The following is a 16,369-nucleotide window of genomic DNA, read 5'->3' as shown; positions in this document are numbered from 1 at the left end:
GGCCCGGGTGTCCTCGCGGCGCGAACGTGACGGAGTTCATTCGGCTCAGGCCGGGGCCACCCGGTTGTCGAGGCCCTCGGCCTCGGAACGCACGTCGAGGCGCGCTCCGCCGTGCGCCCGGCCACTCGACTCTCTGCTGTCGTGCCGCCGGGGCGTGTTCTTGGCACGCTCCTCACTCGTCAGGTATCCGGGCCCGGGCAGCGACGCCGTGTCGGCGAGGTCCCAGGCGGCCAGCGCCTGGACGCTGATCCCGCGCGGGCCGGTCCGCCGGGTGATCCCGTGCATCAGCAGCAGCCGGGTGCCGAACAGGAACGGCCCGGAGCGCTGCTGCGCCTCGTGGAAGAACGTGCAGTCGACGCATCCGGTGCCGTCGTCGACGCTGATGAAGACCACTCTCCGGCCTCCCCGCATGGGCGGGGTCTGGGTCGCCACGCGGACCCCGGCGACGAGGACCTCGGTCCCGTTGCGCAGGCCCAGCAGTTCGCTCGAGGGCGTGACGCCCAGCCGGCGCAGGAGCGGGGCGTGGCTGTCCATCAGGTGTCCGCTGACGTCGACGGCGAGCAGGTCCAGCTCGGTGCGCACGGTTTCCTCGCGGGTGGGGGCCGCGGCGCCGATCGGCAGCGCCGCGCGCTCGAGGTCCGGCAACGGCAGCGGCAGCTGCCCCGGAAGCGGCCGCTTGGACGCTGGCAGGGCGCGTGGCGGCCGGCGGCCGAAGTGGCGCATCAGGTCGACCCTGTTGCCGCGCCCGTCCTGCAGCGAGTCGAACGCGCCCAGCGCGGCGAACCGTTCGAGCGAGGCCCGCTTGAGCCCGGAGCGCTCCCGCACGTCGGACAGGGTCGCGTAGGGCTGCCCGGATTTCAGGCGCGCGACCTCGCGCCCGGAGACTCCGTGCACCCCGGCGAGCGCGAGGCGGATCCCGAGGGAGCCGTCGTCGCACCGTTCGACGCGGTAGCAGGTGTCGGAGGCGTTGACGTCGAGCGGCAGGATGGGGATGTTCAGGCGTCGGGCCTCGGCGACGAGGAGCCGCTTCGGGTACATCCCGGGGTCGTGCTCCCACAGGCCGGCGAGGAACGCCTCCGGGTGGTGGGCCTTCAGCCATGCGCTCTGATAGGTGGGTACGGCGAAGGCGGCCCCGTGCGCCTTGCAGAACCCGAAGCTGCCGAAGGCCCGCAGCGTCTGCCAGACCTCGTCGACCACTGCCGGGGCGTAGTTCCGCCCGGCGCGCTCGCGGAAGTACTCCTCCACCCGCGGCTCGTGCGTGGGGCTGCCGAGCAGGCGCCGGAAGACGTCGGCCTGGGCGTAGTCGCACCCGGTCATGACACTCAGGATGCGCAGGATCTGCTCGTGGAACACGGTCACGCCGTGAGTTTCGGCGAGCGCGGGGCGGAGGTCGGGATGCGGGTAGACCTCCGGGGCGAAGCCGTGCCGGTTCTCGAGGTAGGGCTTGACCATGTTCGATTGCATGGGCCCCGGCCGGAAGAGGGAGATGTCGATGATGAGGTCGTTGAATTCCCTGGGCGCGAGTTTGCCGATGAGCTCGCGCTGGCCCGGCGATTCGATCTGGAAGCAGCCCAGGGTGTGGGTGCTGCGGATCAGTTCGAAGGTCGGCTCGTCGTCGAAGGGGATGCGTTCGAGGTCGATGGTTCCGTCTGTCTGCACGAAGTCCGGTGCCCGGCCGTCCTGCAGGTGTCCCCCGGCGGCCGCGACCTGTGCTGCGTCGCCGTGGATACGGCGGACCTCGGAGACCGCATGGGCCATGGCGCTCTGCATGCGCACCCCGAGGACGTCGAGCTTAAGCATGCCCATCGGGTCCATGTCGTGTTTGTCGAACTGGCTCATCGGGAGGTCGAGGCCGCTGGGCTGGACCGGGGTGCGGGCCAGCAGCGAGGTGTCGGAGAGGATCACTCCGCAGGGATGCATCGAGATGTGCCGGGGCAGGCGGTCGAGCCGCTCGGTGAGGTCGACTAGGAGGTCGAGCTGCCGGTGGGAGCTGACCTGTTCGGAGAGGCGGGCGAGTTCGGGTTTCTCGGCGAGCGCCTCGCGGAAGTTCGAGGCGGAGAAGCGCCAGAGCTGCTTGGCGATGTCGTCGAGCCCGTCGGACTCCATGCCGAGGGCGAGGCCCGCGTCCCGGACGGCGCCTCGTGCGCGGTAGGCGTTCTGCATGCTCATGAGGGTCACGCGTTCGGAGCCGAAGCGCGCGAAGATCTCCCGGTAGACGCGGTGGCGCTCGGCGCTCTCGACGTCGATATCGATGTCCGGGAGGGTGGTCCTGTTGCGGGAGAGGAATCGTTCGAAGACGAGGTCGTGGCGCAGGGGGTCCACCTGGCTGATGCCGAGCAGGTAGTTCACGAGGCTCGAGGCTCCGGAGCCGCGGGCTGCGTTGCGCACGCCGAGCCGGGTGATCATCGCGGAGACCTCCGCGACGGTGAGGAAGTAGGAGGCGTAGCCGAGGTCGGAGACGACGTCGAGCTCCAGGCGCAGCCGGTCCCGCAACCGGGTCTCGGCCGCGTTCCCGGGCGCGGCGGCGCCGTCGTGCCCGTAGAGCCGTTCGATGCCGGCCTCGCAGCGCAGGGCGAGTTCCCGGTCTGGCGCCCCGGTGATCCCGATGACTCCGGCCTCCGGCACCACGGGCACACCCCACCCCGTGTCGCCGACGGGGTCGAGGATGCACGACCCGGCGACCGTCTCGGTGTCGCGCAGCAGCTCGGTGGCGACGCCTGCCCCGGCGCCGACCGCGTAGGCGATGTCCCGGGCGATCCGTTCCATCGCGGCCCCGTCCTTAAGCCATCCCTGTCCGTTCGGTTGCCAGCCGCCGGGGGTTCCGGGGGCGCCCGCCCGCCCGAGGTGCTGCAGCGGGGTCAGCGCGCGGACCGCGTCGAGCACGTCGGCGGTCGCCGCCCCGTCGGGGCCGACGTAGCGCACGGCGTTGGTCAGCACGGTCCGCACGCCGGCTGCCCGGCCGGCCCGGACCATCCGCGCCGCGTGCGAGGTACTCAAGTACTCCCCCGGCGCGTTGAGATGCGTTACGGCCTCGACGGCGACGCTCCCGGGCGGCAGGCTGCTCGTCCAGCGCCGCAACAGTGCGCGCTGGCGTGCGTCGTCGCGGCCCAGGCAGGCGCGGCCGAGGTCGGACTCCGGGCCGATCAGCACTGTCAGCGCCGGGTCCCTGCCGGCGGCCTGCGCGATCTGGTCGCGCGTCACGCCCGTCGTACCGCCCGAGGCGTGGGCGGCGGAGACGAGGCGGCAGAGCGCGCCGTAGCCCGCGCCGCCGTCGTGCCCGCGGGCGAGGACGGTGACCCGCCCTTCGATGTCTCCACCCGCAGCCGTCCGCCCGCCTTTCTTCGCGGGCCTACGACGGCGTTCGGCGCCGTCCGCGCGCACCGCCAGGTTGACCCCGATGATCGCGCCGAGGCCGTGTTCGCCACAGGCCTTCAGGTGCTTGACGACCCCGTAGAGCCCGTCCCGGTCGGTGCAGGCGAGCGCGGGCTGGCCGTCGGCGGCCGCGGCCGCCGCCAGGACGTCGGGCCGGGAGACGCCGTAGTGGGCGCTGAAGGCGCTGGCCACGTTGAGGTGGGAGAACCCGACGGGAGCGCTCATGCCGCGTCCCGCAGGGCCTCGTGAACGCGGATCATGCGCCAGCGCCTCGAACGCTGGTGGCGCGACAGGTCGAAGGTGCGGTGCTGCCCGTCCGTCGCCCCGATCGCCTGCACGCGCCAGATCTCGTGGTCGACCAGGCCGGAGCCGCTGCCGCGCTGTGCGCGCTGTTCCTCGGCCCACCAGCTGCGTCGCTCGAACCAGCGCACAGGTTCAGCGCAGACGGCATAGTCCTGCCCCTGCCAGTGCAGCCGCTCCGGAACCCCGTCCGGGGAGCAGCCGACCTCGATGCCCTGTGTGAATAGACCCATGTGAAAAACCTCCATGCCCTGCGCCGGCAGTGTGAGCGGCTGCGCGGCGCATGGAAACGGGGGAAGCCCTCGCCCTCGGGAAGCGTGAAGACGAGACCTCCATTGTATTCGAAATCCTGTTCGAATGCACGCAGAAGGCTACCCATCGGAACCCGCAGAATGGCTGCGTTCGGGCGGTCGGGACTAGAACAAGGCGCTGACAGGCGCGATCAGTTCGGGACCGTTGTTGCGGACGTTCCCGACGGCGGCGCCGACCGGGTCCAGACGCCAGGAGGCGGCGACGTCGTACGCCTCGGCCCGGATGCGCTCCACCAGCGACGCCGCGTCGCGCTCGGCGGGATCCAGCCAGGCATCCATCGCCTCCCCGGAGAGCGGGACGGGCAATCGGTCGTGCAGACCACCCAGGTCGCCGAGCACCCCCTCCGCGCCCGGATCGGGCGAGGGCATCGTGACGATGCTCGTCGAGAGCATCCACTGGCCGGGCTCGCCATCGGAGACCGCCGGGTCCTTCCACCACTCGTAGAGGCCGGCGAAGAAGCTCAGCCCGCCATCTGCGGCATGCACGAAGTAGGGCTGCTTGGGTGAGGTGCGCCCGGTCCCCTGGCGTTTCCACTCGTAGTAGCCGTCCATCGGGACGGCGCAGCGGCGGGAGACGACGGCGGAGCGGAACGTGGGCTTCTCGGTCACGGTCTCGCTACGGGCGTTGAAGGCCCGCACGCCGACCTTCACATCCTTGGCCCAGCGCGGTACGAGCCCCCAGTGCGCGACGTGCACTTCGCGGCGCGGCTCGTCGCCGACCAGCCGTTCGAGCACGATCGGCACATCGGTCGTCGGGGCCACATTCCACGACGGACTCAGCTCTCGCCCCTCGAGCTGCTCGCCCAGCAGCGCATCGGCCTCCGCCATCAGATCTCCAGAGGCCCGCGCCATCACGTATCGGCCGCACATACGGCCATGGTATCCCCGGCAGCTGCGACCATCACGTCAAATGGTCGAATTCTCCACTCGCCCAGGCGGCGTGACGGCGCGCGGAGTACCGCAGCGCCTCCTGGGCGCCGGATTCGTGGCAGTTCCCGAAGTTAGCGTAGACACGGTCGAACTCGAGCGGCTCCAGTTGCTCGACGATGCGTTGAGCGACCGCGCCGGAGAGCGGGATGCGGTTCGGGTACGACCACAGGAAGGTCAGCGTCCGCCCGTCCGGGTTGGGGGCGAAGGCGTCTCCTGCCAGCAGTACACCGCGCCCCTCCGCGCCGGAACGCCAGTGGGCCACCGCGCTGCCGGGGAAGTGCCCGCCGACGCGGTGCAGGACGATCTGCGGGGCGACCTCGAAGCGCTCGCCCCAGAATTCGATAGCCGGGTCGCCCCGACCCAGCCACTCCCGGTCGGCCTCGTTGACGAGCACCGGAACCCCGCCCAGCGCCCGGCTCCACTCCACCTGCACCCCGAACATGTGCGGGTGGCTGGCCGCTACGGCACGGATGGGCCCCAGCGCGACGACGGCGCGGACGGCGTCGTCGTCGATGTAGGCCGGCGGGTCCCACAAAAGCCCTCCCTCCCCGGTGGCGGCGACGAGCGCGGTGTGGCCGATGCCCACTTTCGGGTGGGCCCGCAGGCCGGTCAGGCCGGGCTCGAACGCGCGCAGGCGCAGCTCGTGGCTCGCCGACATCTCCTCCAGCGCGAGCCATTCCTGGCCCGAGGCGGGGACGTACTGACGCTCGTCGGCGCAGATGGGACAGGTCTCGGGCAGCGGCTCCTCGCGCTCGACCCCGCAGGTGGCACAGATCCTCATGCTCCTCCTTCGCCACGGCGTACCGTGCTTCACCCGCCCAGCCTTCCCGCCGCGCGCGCCCGAAGTCAACAGCACGGCGTACGCTTGCACTGCCGCAGAACGATCCGAGGAGGGCGATGAGAACAGCAGGCGTGCAGCGGGCGCTGATCGCGACCGTCCAGGTCCTGGCCCTCGCCGTGTGGTTCTCGGTTTCCGCCGTCGTCCCCAGCGTGCAGCAGGATCTGGGCATCTCGAGCAGCTCCGCGGTGTGGCTGACGGCCTCCGTGCAGCTCGGCTTCGTCGCCGGCGCGGTCACGTCCGCCGCACTGAACCTCGCGGACCGCGTCCCGGTACACCTGTTGCTCGGCACGTCCGCCGCGCTGGCCGCCGTCGTGACCTCGCTGCTGGCGCTCGTCGCGACGGGCCTGCCCGAAATGGTCGGGCTGCGGTTCCTCACGGGCCTGTTCCTCGCGGGCGTCTACCCGACGGGCATGAAGCTCATGGCCTCCTGGGCGTCGGCGACGCGACGGGGACTGTCCATGGGTCTTCTCATCGGCGCCCTGACGCTCGGGTCCGCGCTGCCGAACCTCGTCGGGGGCCTGGCCGCCCTCGAGTGGCGTTCCGTCCTGCATGTCACCGCCGTGGTGGGCGGGCTCGGCTCGCTGCTCGCGTTCGCCCTCGTCCGCCCCGGCCCGCACCTCAGCCGATCCAAGTCCCCGCTGGATCCCGGGTACGCGCTGCGCATGTTCACCCAGCGCCGGCCGCTGCTGATCAACCTCGGCTACTTCGGCCACATGTGGGAGCTCTACGCGCTGTGGACGTGGATCCCGGTGTTCGTGCTGCATGCCTCAGCCGATTTCGGCGGCTACAGCCAGGTCATGGTCTTCGCGACGATGGGCGTCGTGGGCTTCGCGGGGTGCCTGCTCGGCGGCTGGGCGGCGGACCGCTTCGGGCGCCGCCGGGCGGCCGTGACGGCGCTGACTGTCAGCGGGGCCTGCTGCCTGCTCTCGCCGCTGGCGTTCGACGCCGCCGCTCCCCTGCTCGCCGTGTTCTGCGCCGTGTGGGGCGCGTCCGTCATCGCCGACTCCGGCGTGTTCTCCACGGCGCTGTCCGAGTCCGTGGACCCGCAGCACGTCGGCACGGCTCTCACCGCACAGACCGCCGTCGGTTTCGCGCTCACGGTCGCGAGCATCCAGATCGTCCCCCTGCTCGCCGAGGCGACGCAGTGGCGCTACGCGCTCCTCGTCCTCGCCGCCGGCCCGATCCTCGGGGTCCTCGCGATGGGCCGGCTCGAAGCCAGGGGGACTCCGCAGAGGACCACGACCTCGGGAACCGCGTGAGCGGCCAGGCGTAGAGTGGGCAGATGCAGCCGACGGTCCGCTTCTGCACCTCTGCCGACGGGACCGGCATCGCCTTCGAATCGCGCGGTTCCGGCCCGACACTGGTGCGTGTCGGCACGTGGCTGACCCATCTGAGGCACGACGGGAACAGCCCTCTGTGGTCGCATTGGATCGATGCCCTGTCCGCCGGCCGCACCCTGGTTCGCTACGACGAGCGGGGCTCCGGCGCCTCAGACCGCGACGCGGCACGGTTCTCCATCGAAGCATGGGTAGAAGACCTCGAGGCGGTGGTCGACGCCGCCGGTCTGGAACAGTTCTCCCTGCTGGGCATGTCGAACGCGGCGGCCGTCGCCGTCGCCTACGCCGCCCGGCATCCCGGGCGCGTGAACCGACTCGTGCTGTACGGCGGATTCGCGCAGGGCCGCCTGCGCCACGACACGTCTGCCCGTGCCCGCGCCGAGGCCGATCTGCTGGTCGACCTGATCAGGACCGGGTGGGGCAAAGCCAACCCGGCCTTCCGCAGGATCTTCACCACGCTGTTCGTGCCGGACGCGACCAACGAGCAGATGGCCTGGTTCGACGAGATGCAACGGGTCTCCGCCTCCTCGGTGACGGCCGCTCTGATGCGGCAGGCCCGCCAGCGCATCGACGTCGTCGATCTCCTCCCCCGCGTCGAGACACCCACCCTGGTCATGCACGCCCGGGACGACGCCGTCGCACCGTTCGAGCAGGGCCGGATTCTCGCGGCCGGTATCGACGGGGCGCGCCTCGTCCCCCTCGACGGACGAAACCACATCCTCCTGGCGGACGAGCCCGCGTGGTCAGCCTTCACTCGTGAGCTCGACGGCTTCCTGGGCGGCGGTGACAGAGCCGGAACCGCGACGGGGACGCTGACGGCCCGGCAGACCGACGTCCTGCGCCTGCTGGCCGGCGGCCGGAGCAACGCGGAGATCGCGGAAGCCCTGCACCTCAGCGAGCACACCGTCCACCGGCACATCGCGAACATCTACCGCGCGCTCGGGCTGAACACGCGCGCCGCGGCCTCGGCGTACGCCGCCCTCAGAGGCATCCTCTGAAGACAGCGTTCCGCGCGATCGGCTCAAGCTCCGCCTCCGGCGGCCAGCGCGTGCACATCGGCGGTGGTGAGGGCGTTGCCGGCGATGCCCCAGTCCCCGCTGGCGACCTCGTGGATCACGCACCACGTGACCGGCCGCATGTTCTCGCCCTCGACGGCGACCATGGCGTCGGTGAGCTTGGCGATGATCTCGGTCTTCTGCCCGGGGGTGAAGACATCCTTGATGACGTTTACCTGGATGAGCGGCATGATCCTGAACCTTCCGGAGGATCCCTGGATGGGACCGTCTGGTCTCAGTATCGGCCCGGTGCCGGCCCCACCGCTTCGGCCGTGTGGGCCATCTTCCGGCACCCTGGATGGCCCGCACGGGCCACCATCCGGCGGAGCGGCGGGGAGGCAAGACCGGTTAAACGACGAAGTCCCGGGACATCGGATGAACGATGTCCCGGGACTTCACACTGTGGAGGTAAGGGGATTCGAACCCCTGACCTTCTGCATGCCATGCAGACGCGCTACCAACTGCGCCATACCCCCAGAATGGAGTGCCGCCACGGACGAAGTCCGAGGCAACTCATCCATCATAGTAGAGGAACCGGAACCTCACAAATCCCGGTCCCCGCCCGCCTATTCGGCGGAGGCAGCCTCGCCCGGCTTGGCGAACGACGGCAGCTCGATGGCCGGGCAGTCGCTCCAGAGGCGGTCCAGGGCGTAGAAGACACGGTCCTCGTTGTGCTGGACGTGAATGACGACATCGAGGTAGTCCAGCAGGACCCAGCGGCCCTGACCACGGCCCTCCCGGCGGGCCGGCTTCAGGTCCAGCTGCTCCTGCAGCGCGTCCTCGATGCCGTCCACGACGGCGTTGACCTGCCGCTCGGTCGCCGCCGACGCCATGAAGAAGGCATCGGTGATGCCCAGACGTTCGCTGACGTCGATGGCGGCCAGGTTCTCGGCCAACTTGTCGTCGGCCGCCTGAGCGGCGATGTTGATGATGTTCTGAGTGTGCTCGTTGAGCGCCACGGGTCTCCCTCGCTGGTACTTCTCTAGTTGCTGTTGATGATCATCACGAGGCCCGCGATGAAGGTGGCCACGCCGACGCCCAGAGCGCCGAACGAGACGAAGAACCACAGGTTGGCCCGGCGGATGCCGGCCGTCACGGCATCGAGCGGGTCGAGCCCCTGCGCCTGGACTGCCGCCAACGGCTGCCCGCCGGCAGCGGCCGTCTGTGGACGGATCTCACCGACCGCCCCATCGTCGTCCGCGGTCTCGGCTGAACCGTAGTCGGCCTCGGCCACGTCGGCCGCCTGGTGCTCGGCTTCCTCGGTGCTGCGCTCCTCGGCGTCATCCGGGGAGGCGAAGTCCAAGTCCACCCCGCTGGTCGGCGGCCCCGAGATGCCCGTGTTGACGAGGCGGCGCTCGTCCTCCGTGCCGACGAACTGGTTCATGGACCCGGTGAACGGGTCCGAGCTGACCTGGTTGAGCCGCTGGACGTGCTCGGCTTCGAGCCGGCGACGCTCCGCGATGCGACGGTTGATGATCGCCGCGCGGGCCGCGTGCTCACGCTGCGCGGCGAGGGTCTCGAGATCGATCAGGCCGGTGTCGTCGGTCGGATAGTCGGCCACGGTCGCCGGCCCGTCGACGTCGTGCCCGGCAGCGTCCGGCATGGCCTTCTTCTGCTCTTCGAGAGCCTCTTCAATGCTCATCTCGGATTCCGCAGCGCGCGCCGCCGACGTGGCGGGACGCACGACGGGACGCGGCGCCGTATCGAGGTTCGCCGCCTCCTCGGGCGAACTGGCGGACTGCGGGGCAGACGGGGCCGACTCGTCGCTCCCCGGTCCTGGAGCGGGTTCCGTCGTCTGGCCGGACGCGGCCTTCGCCGCGGCCAGCGCCTGCAGGCGAAGCTGGCGGCGCGTCAGCGGCGCCGCCTCCTCGTCCGGCGCGGGCGCCGGGGCGGGCGCGGTCTCGGCAGCACGACGACGGCGCAAGGCCTCGCGGTCACGCGCCCGTTGCAGGGAACTGCGCTCGCCGCGCTCAGGAACGGCGTCGACCGGAACCTCCGCAGCTCGGCGGCTGCGGTTGGCCCGCTGGACGCGCTGGACTGTAGCGTCCTCGGCGTCCTGGTTCTCCACCTGCGCGCCGGCCGTCGTCGGCTCGGACGGGGCTACGGGCACGTCGGCATCGGCTGCCGGCTCGTCGGTACGAGTCTCGGCGGCCTCGGTTGCGGCGCGTTCCGCAGCCTCCCGCGCACGCCTTCTTTCCCGCAGAGCTCGCCTGGTGAGGGCGGGCTCTCCTTCGTTGCTCATACTGTCCATTCCCCGTTAAGCAATCTCGGCATCTGACGCTTCTAAATACAATTCGTGTTTTGCGATGTGCTGGACCACGCCGTCAGGTACGAGGTACCAAACGGGCTGATGATCCTTCACGCGGTTGCGGCAATCCGTCGAGGAGATCGCCAGCGCCGGAATCTCGAGCAGACTGACGTCTTGACGTCCCAGATCCGGCAGGTCGTGACCGGGTCGGGTCACACCGACGAAGTGCGCCAGCCCCCAGAGTTCGTCCACGTCCTTCCAAGACATGATCTGCTCCAGAGCGTCGGCGCCCGTGATGAAGAACAACTCCGCCTCGGGACGCTGCCTGCGCAGGTCGCGCAGGGTGTCGATCGTATACGTCACACCCGGTCGGTCGATGTCCACTCGGCTCACGGTGAACCTCGGGTTGGAGGCCGTCGCGACGACCGTCATCAGGTACCGGTGCTCCGACGGCGACACCTTCTTGTGCTGCTTCTGCCACGGTTGACCGGTGGGCACGAAGACCACCTCGTCGAGGCCGAACTTGGCGGCGACCTCGCTGGCCGCCACCAAGTGGCCGTGGTGAATCGGGTCGAACGTACCGCCCATGACCCCCAGCCGGACCTTACGGCCCGCCGTCTTCGAACTAGTGATTTGCCCCACCGTGGTTGTTCGGGTGCTGGCGGTGCGGGTCATGCGTCTCGGCGTGAGCCTCGTGGCCCAGGCCGCGATTGGCGAACGATACCGTGATCAGGAGCAGCAGGAGGAAACCTGCCATGATGCTGCCGCCGATCAACAACGCGTACTGTCCGGCGTTTTCTGCCTCGGCGGCTGCGGTCGCAGCACCAGAGGCGATGAGCTGATCGAGCATGTGTCTCCCTTATCTCTCGGCGACCCCCGTCACGGCCTCGAAGGCCGGACGGAGTCAGTAGTCTGCACTAATGGTACCCACTGACAGGGCTACGCCACGAATGACTCGCGTGTCCCTACGGGCGGATCTGCCCGTCGCCCTGAATGATCCACTTCGTGGTGGTCAGCTCGCGCAGACCCATCGGCCCGCGTGCGTGCATCTTCTGCGTGGAAATTCCCACCTCGGCGCCCAGCCCCAGCTGGCCGCCGTCGGTGAACCTGGTCGAGGCGTTGACGATCACGGCGGCGGAATCGATCTCGCGGACGAAACGCTCGGAACGCGACAAATCGTTCGTCAAGATCGCCTCGGTGTGACCGCTGGAGTACTCGCGAATGTGATCCAATGCGTCATCGAGCGAATCGACGACGGCGACCGCGATGTCCATGTCCAGGTACTCGGTGCCCCAGTCCTCTGCTGTGGCGGGCACGATGTTCAGACCCGCCGCCAGCTCCGCTGCTCGCTCGTCGACGTGCAGCCGCACGCCGGCGTCGGACAGCTTGGTCAGGACCTCGCGAGCCGCGACGGCGTCCTTGTGAACGAGGAGCGTCTCGGCCGCGTTGCAGACAGACGTGCGGTGCGTCTTGGCGTTGACGACGATCGGAACGGCCAGATCCTCCGGCGCGGACTCGTCCAGGAAGATGTGCACGTTGCCCTCACCGGTCTCGATGACCGGGACGGACGCGTTCTGCACAACGGCCTGGATCAGGCTGCGCCCGCCGCGCGGGACGAGCACGTCGACCTTCCCGCGAGCGCCCATCAGGGCGGTCGCGCCCGGGCGTCCGAGCTCGTCGATGCCCTGGACGGCGTCAGCCGGCAGGTCGACACCCTCGAGCGCCTCGCGGATCAGGCGGATCAGAACCTTGTTGCTCTCCTCGGCCGCAGAACCGCCGCGCAGCAGGACCGCGTTGCCGCTCTTGAGCGCGATGCCGGCGATGTCCACGGTCACGTTCGGGCGGGCCTCGTAGATCGCGCCGACGACACCGAGGGGGACGTGCACCTGGCGCAGGCGCAGCCCGTTCGGCAGCGTCTGGCCGCGCAGGACTTCGCCGACCGGATCCGGCAGGCCAGCCAGGTCCTCGAGCGCCGAGATCAGGCCGTCGATGCGCGCGTCATCCAGGCGCAGTCGGTCCAGGAGCGCCTGCGACGTGCCGTTGGCCTCGCCACGGACGAGATCCTTCTGGTTTCCTTCGAGGATGGCGGCGCGGTTGGAGTCCAGCGTCTCGCCGATCGCGCGCAGAGCGCGATCCTTGTGGTCGCGGTTGGCCTGGGCCAGGACGCGGGAGGCCGCGCGGGCGCGATCAGCCTTGGCGGCGATCGCCGCTTCGACCTCGGTTGCGGAAGTATCAAGAGTGGTGTCGGTCATGTCTCCCCCTGAGGGTTGATGTGGCTTCGAGTGGACGGGCGTCAGCGGCGGCGTACTACCACCATGTCGTCCACGTGGACGACGGAACGCGCATAGCGCTTGCCCTGCTTCTTCGAGAGTTCGCGCGTGGTCTTGCCGATCATGGCCGGGAGCTCGTCGTTGTCGTAGTTGACGATGCCGCGGGCGATGATCCTGCCGCGCTTGTCCGTCAGGTCGACGACGTCGCCGGCGTTGAAGTCGCCGCTGACTGAGGTGATACCCGCCGGCAGGAGCGACTTCTTGCCGGTGGCAATGGCCTTCACGGCGCCGGAGTCGAGGACCACGCGGCCGTCCGGGTCGGCCAGGTGCTCGAGCCAGAGCATGCGCGCCGAGCGGCGCACGCCACGGGTCGAGAACCACGTGCCGACGTCTTCTCCGGAGAGCACGCGCCCGACGTTCGCGGCTGACGTCACGAGCGCGGGGATGCCGGACTCGGCGGCCATCGTCGCGGCGCGGACCTTGGTCGCCATGCCGCCGGTGCCGATGCCGGAGCCGGTGCCGCCGATCTCGACGCCGTCGAGATCGGCCGGGGAATCGACGCGGCTGATGCGCTTGGCGCCCTTCTGCGGCGGCCCGTCGTAGACGGCGTCGACGTCGGAGAGCAGCACGAGAGCCTCGGCCTTGACCAGGTCGGCGACGAGCGCGGCGAGACGGTCGTTGTCGCCGAAGCGGATCTCGTGGGTCGCGACGGTGTCGTGCTCGTTGATGATCGGCAGGACGCCGAGGTCGAGCAGGCGGTTGAGCGTATTGAACGCGTTGCCGTACTGCTCACGGCGGTTGAGATCTTCCGCGGTCAACAGCACCTGGCCGACGGTGACGCCGTGCTTGGCGAACTCGTCGACGTACTGGGCCACGAGGTGGCCCTGCCCGACGGCGGCGGCGGCCTGCTGGGTAGCGAGGTCACGCGGGCGACGCTGGATGCCCATCGGCGAGAGGCCTGCCGCGACGGCGCCCGAGGAGACCAGGATGATCTCCGTGCCGGCAGCGCGGGCCCGTCCCAACGTGTCGACGAGTGCCTTCAGGGCGTCTTGGCTGACACCGCCGTCGACGGTGGTCAGCGACGACGAGCCGACCTTGACGACGATTCGTCCTGCACGTGTGATATCGGACCGCTCGCGAACCGCGGACGGTTTGCGAGTCTCTTTCATCCTCAGGCGTTGCTTCATCCCTTGTCGCTGTCTCCTTCAGGGCCGGGCATCTTGTAGTTGACCGATTCCGTCCAGATCCCAGCTTTCCGCTCGGCCTCCAGTTCATCGCGGGCGGCCTGCTTGGCCTCCTTGCGGGACTGGTGGTCCTCGCGCTTCTGCTGACGCGTCGGGCGGTCGGTTTCCTCCAACCGCACGTCGTGACCTCGGCGCGAACCCAAGAGCTCGGCACCGGCGCTCATGGTCGGCTCCCAGTCGAAGATCACACTGTCGCTCTCGTCTCCGATCACGACGGCGTCACCCGGCTGAGCACCCACCCTGAACAGTTCATCCTCGATGCCAAGCTTGGCGAGACGGTCGGCCAGGTAGCCCACTGCCTCGTCGTTCCGGAAATCCGTCTGCTTGACCCAGCGAACCGGCTTCTCTCCGATGATACGGAAGAGCGGCTCGAGATTCCGCTCTTCACGCCGAATTGTGAACGCACGTTGATTGACGGCTCGGGGTTTGATAACCGGAGCCTCGACAACGGGAGGCGCGGCATCGATCCTGGCCCGTGCTTCCGCGACCAATTCGGCCATGGCGAACGAAAGCTCACGGAGGCCGGTACGCGACAATGCCGAGATTTCGAAGACCCGATAGCCCCGCTTTTCCAGCTCAGGGCGAACAAAGTCGGCCATGTCCTGGCCGTCCGGCATGTCCACCTTGTTCAGTGCGATGAGCTTCGGGCGCTCGTTGAGCGGGATCAGCTGGCCGTCGGAACCGGCAAACGACGAGTCGACCTCGTACTGCTCGAGTTCCGCCTCGATGATGTCGAGATCGGAGACCGGGTCGCGGTCCGATTCCAGCGCGCCGCAGTCGAGCACGTGCACGAGTGCCGCGCAGCGCTCGACGTGGCGCAGGAACTCGTGGCCGAGCCCCTTGCCCTGGCTGGCGCCCGGGATCAGCCCGGGCACATCGGCCACGGTGAAGCGGGTCTCCCCCGCCTCCACGACGCCGAGATTGGGGACCAGAGTGGTGAACGGGTAGTCGGCGATCTTGGGCCGGGCCGCCGAGATCGCGGCGATCAGGCTCGACTTGCCGGCCGAGGGGTAGCCCACGAGGGCGATATCGGCGACCGTCTTGAGCTCGAGCACGATGTCGCGCTCGTCGCCGGGGATGCCGAGCAGCGCGAAGCCCGGGGCCTTGCGCTTGCGCGAGGCCAGAGCGGCATTGCCGAGCCCGCCCTGGCCGCCGGCGGCCGCGGTGTACTCCGAACCCTCGCCGACCAGGTCGGCCAGGATGTTGCCTTCGCGATCCTTGACGACCGTGCCCTCCGGAACCGAGAGGATCAGGGTCTCGCCGTGGCGGCCCGGACGGTTGTCGCCCTTGCCGCCCTCGCCATTGCTGGCGTTGCGGTGCGGCAAGTGGTGATAGTCGAGCAGCGTGGTGGTCTGGTTGTCCACACGCAGGACAACGTCTCCGCCGTTGCCGCCGTTGCCGCCATCGGGCCCGCCGAGGGGCTTGAACTTCTCACGATGGACGGAGACGCAGCCGTGCCCGCCCGTGCCTCCGGACACATGCAGGACTACGCGATCAATGAACGCTGCCACGAATTGGACTCCTCACGATTGCTGCACCCACTGCTCGGGTGCGGATAAGACGTTCGACGACTTCGCGTCGTCGTTCCCTCTTCCGACGGTAAACCACCGCCGGCGAGAAAAACACCGGATAGACGACTGGAGGGTGGGCCCGCAGGCCCACCCTCCAGTCTAGATAATTCTTTGTTGACGAAACCGTCAGCCGAGACCTAATTAGTCAACGGAGACGATGTTCACCACGCGGCGGCCGCGACGAGTACCGAACTCGACGGAGCCGGCGGCCAGGGCGAACAGGGTGTCGTCGCCACCGCGACCGACATTGGCGCCCGGGTGGAAGTGCGTTCCACGCTGACGAACCAGAATCTCGCCAGCGGAAACGACCTGGCCACCGAAGCGCTTGACGCCCAGGTACTGTGCGTTCGAGTCGCGGCCGTTGCGAGTAGAGCTAGCGCCCTTCTTATGTGCCATTGATTATGCCTACCTTCAGATCAGGGGGTTACTGGTCTCTTCGTCGCCTCAGGCGATCGAAAGGACCTTGACCTTGGTCAGAGCAGAGCGGAAGCCCTGGCGCTTCTTGTAACCGGTCTTGTTCTTGAACTTCTGGATCACGATCTTGGAGCCACGGAAGGACTCGACGACCTCAGCCGTCACCTTGATCTTAGCCAGTTCGTTCGCAGCAGAAGTCACCTTGTCACCGTCGACCAGCAGCAGGGCGGGGAGCTCAATGGTGCCGCCGGCAGCTACGGGAACGCGGTCAAGGGTAACGAAGTCTCCAACAGAGACCTTCTCCTGGTGGCCGCCAGCGCGGACAATTGCGTACACCACTTTGGTACTCACTTCTCTCGACGTTCTGAAATCTCATTACTGCGCAGAGGTGCCCCAGACAGAGCCACGATGTGGCCCCGGTAAGTTCCAGGGTTTGCGCCGTGCAGTCACGCCGATTGGAAAAGGATCCGATGAGC

16 protein-coding genes and 1 tRNA gene are annotated in these 16,369 nt (G+C 69.0%); 2 read left to right on the top strand and 15 right to left on the bottom strand.

Annotated features, from left to right (window positions below):
- Nucleotides 1-45: 45 nt before the first annotated feature.
- The 4 genes from dnaE to EV380_RS04460 all read right to left on the bottom strand — a co-directional run bounded on the left by dnaE (nucleotide 46) and on the right by EV380_RS04460 (nucleotide 5,694).
- Nucleotides 46-3,597: a DNA polymerase III subunit alpha gene (gene dnaE, locus EV380_RS04475; protein ID WP_130449616.1), complete on the bottom strand. Its 3,552-nt coding sequence runs from the start codon at nucleotides 3,595-3,597 to the stop codon at nucleotides 46-48.
- Complete coding sequence (locus tag EV380_RS04470) at nucleotides 3,594-3,905, bottom strand: DUF6504 family protein (protein ID WP_102158290.1); 312 nt, start codon at nucleotides 3,903-3,905, stop codon at nucleotides 3,594-3,596. Before EV380_RS04470 ends, dnaE begins: the two co-directional genes overlap by 4 nt.
- 183 nt (nucleotides 3,906-4,088) lie before the next feature.
- Entirely contained in the window at nucleotides 4,089-4,853 is a 765-nt protein-coding gene (locus EV380_RS04465) for an SOS response-associated peptidase (protein ID WP_130449614.1), read from the bottom strand.
- Nucleotides 4,854-4,884: 31 nt separating this feature from the next.
- Nucleotides 4,885-5,694, bottom strand: coding sequence for an MBL fold metallo-hydrolase (locus tag EV380_RS04460; protein WP_102158288.1), 810 nt, complete (start codon nucleotides 5,692-5,694; stop codon nucleotides 4,885-4,887).
- A 116-nt stretch (nucleotides 5,695-5,810) separates the two neighbouring features.
- Here EV380_RS04460 and EV380_RS04455 point away from each other — a divergent pair, with 116 nt between their 5' ends.
- Nucleotides 5,811-7,013 carry an MFS transporter gene (locus EV380_RS04455; protein WP_130449612.1) on the top strand — a complete coding sequence of 401 codons (1,203 nt, stop codon included), beginning with the start codon at nucleotides 5,811-5,813 and terminating at the stop codon, nucleotides 7,011-7,013.
- Between the two features lie 23 nt (nucleotides 7,014-7,036).
- Nucleotides 7,037-8,089 (top strand): alpha/beta fold hydrolase, encoded by a 1,053-nt coding sequence (locus EV380_RS04450; RefSeq protein ID WP_130449610.1) that lies wholly within the window; start codon nucleotides 7,037-7,039, stop codon nucleotides 8,087-8,089.
- 23 nt (nucleotides 8,090-8,112) lie between these two features.
- Here EV380_RS04450 and EV380_RS04445 read toward each other — a convergent pair whose 3' ends face one another.
- The 11 genes from EV380_RS04445 to rplU form a co-directional block, all read right to left on the bottom strand.
- Nucleotides 8,113-8,337, bottom strand: coding sequence for a tautomerase family protein (locus EV380_RS04445; RefSeq protein WP_102158285.1), 225 nt, complete (start codon nucleotides 8,335-8,337; stop codon nucleotides 8,113-8,115).
- Between the two features lie 212 nt (nucleotides 8,338-8,549).
- A tRNA-Ala gene (locus tag EV380_RS04440) sits at nucleotides 8,550-8,622 on the bottom strand.
- Nucleotides 8,623-8,712: 90 nt separating this feature from the next.
- Nucleotides 8,713-9,105, bottom strand: a complete 393-nt coding sequence (rsfS, locus tag EV380_RS04435; protein ID WP_102161089.1) for a ribosome silencing factor — start codon at nucleotides 9,103-9,105, stop codon at nucleotides 8,713-8,715.
- A gap of 23 nt (nucleotides 9,106-9,128) precedes the next feature.
- On the bottom strand, nucleotides 9,129-10,388 hold the full coding sequence (locus EV380_RS04430; RefSeq protein ID WP_130449608.1) for a hypothetical protein: 1,260 nt from the start codon (nucleotides 10,386-10,388) through the stop codon (nucleotides 9,129-9,131).
- A 15-nt stretch (nucleotides 10,389-10,403) separates the two neighbouring features.
- Nucleotides 10,404-11,069 (bottom strand): nicotinate-nucleotide adenylyltransferase, encoded by a 666-nt coding sequence (nadD, locus tag EV380_RS04425; protein ID WP_130449606.1) that lies wholly within the window; start codon nucleotides 11,067-11,069, stop codon nucleotides 10,404-10,406.
- On the bottom strand, nucleotides 11,020-11,244 hold the full coding sequence (locus EV380_RS04420; RefSeq protein WP_102161093.1) for a hypothetical protein: 225 nt from the start codon (nucleotides 11,242-11,244) through the stop codon (nucleotides 11,020-11,022). The genes nadD and EV380_RS04420 overlap by 50 nt, the downstream gene beginning before the upstream one ends.
- Nucleotides 11,245-11,359: 115 nt before the next feature.
- A complete protein-coding gene (locus EV380_RS04415) occupies nucleotides 11,360-12,691 on the bottom strand; it encodes a glutamate-5-semialdehyde dehydrogenase (protein WP_278030570.1) in 1,332 nt (443 codons plus the stop codon).
- The gene (proB, locus tag EV380_RS04410; protein ID WP_102161100.1) at nucleotides 12,688-13,833 is read right to left on the bottom strand and encodes a glutamate 5-kinase; all 1,146 of its coding nucleotides are present in this window, start codon (nucleotides 13,831-13,833) and stop codon (nucleotides 12,688-12,690) included. The genes EV380_RS04415 and proB overlap by 4 nt, the downstream gene beginning before the upstream one ends.
- Nucleotides 13,834-13,847: 14 nt before the next feature.
- On the bottom strand, nucleotides 13,848-15,419 hold the full coding sequence (gene obgE / locus EV380_RS04405) for a GTPase ObgE (protein ID WP_102161102.1): 1,572 nt from the start codon (nucleotides 15,417-15,419) through the stop codon (nucleotides 13,848-13,850).
- Nucleotides 15,420-15,620: 201 nt separating this feature from the next.
- On the bottom strand, nucleotides 15,621-15,875 hold the full coding sequence (rpmA, locus tag EV380_RS04400; RefSeq protein ID WP_130449602.1) for a 50S ribosomal protein L27: 255 nt from the start codon (nucleotides 15,873-15,875) through the stop codon (nucleotides 15,621-15,623).
- A 48-nt stretch (nucleotides 15,876-15,923) separates the two neighbouring features.
- A complete protein-coding gene (gene rplU, locus EV380_RS04395) occupies nucleotides 15,924-16,232 on the bottom strand; it encodes a 50S ribosomal protein L21 (RefSeq protein ID WP_102161106.1) in 309 nt (102 codons plus the stop codon).
- Nucleotides 16,233-16,369: the final 137 nt, after the last annotated feature.

This window comes from Zhihengliuella halotolerans, from assembly GCF_004217565.1.
GTDB lineage: Bacteria > Actinomycetota > Actinomycetes > Actinomycetales > Micrococcaceae > Zhihengliuella > Zhihengliuella halotolerans.
This window is presented reverse-complemented; position numbering and strand designations above follow the sequence as displayed.

Bases quoted from the DNA above. Each gene is read 5' to 3' on its own strand.
- dnaE (WP_130449616.1), bottom strand. From the start codon at position 3,597: ATGAGCGCTCCCGTCGGGTTCTCCCACCTCAACGTGGCCAGCGCCTTC.
- EV380_RS04470 (WP_102158290.1), bottom strand. From the start codon at position 3,905: ATGGGTCTATTCACACAGGGCATCGAGGTCGGCTGCTCCCCGGACGGG.
- EV380_RS04465 (WP_130449614.1), bottom strand. From the start codon at position 4,853: ATGTGCGGCCGATACGTGATGGCGCGGGCCTCTGGAGATCTGATGGCG.
- EV380_RS04460 (WP_102158288.1), bottom strand. From the start codon at position 5,694: ATGAGGATCTGTGCCACCTGCGGGGTCGAGCGCGAGGAGCCGCTGCCC.
- EV380_RS04455 (WP_130449612.1), top strand. From the start codon at position 5,811: ATGAGAACAGCAGGCGTGCAGCGGGCGCTGATCGCGACCGTCCAGGTC.
- EV380_RS04450 (WP_130449610.1), top strand. From the start codon at position 7,037: ATGCAGCCGACGGTCCGCTTCTGCACCTCTGCCGACGGGACCGGCATC.
- EV380_RS04445 (WP_102158285.1), bottom strand. From the start codon at position 8,337: ATGCCGCTCATCCAGGTAAACGTCATCAAGGATGTCTTCACCCCCGGG.
- EV380_RS04430 (WP_130449608.1), bottom strand. From the start codon at position 10,388: ATGAGCAACGAAGGAGAGCCCGCCCTCACCAGGCGAGCTCTGCGGGAA.
- nadD (WP_130449606.1), bottom strand. From the start codon at position 11,069: ATGACCCGCACCGCCAGCACCCGAACAACCACGGTGGGGCAAATCACT.
- EV380_RS04420 (WP_102161093.1), bottom strand. From the start codon at position 11,244: ATGCTCGATCAGCTCATCGCCTCTGGTGCTGCGACCGCAGCCGCCGAG.
- proB (WP_102161100.1), bottom strand. From the start codon at position 13,833: ATGAAAGAGACTCGCAAACCGTCCGCGGTTCGCGAGCGGTCCGATATC.
- rpmA (WP_130449602.1), bottom strand. From the start codon at position 15,875: ATGGCACATAAGAAGGGCGCTAGCTCTACTCGCAACGGCCGCGACTCG.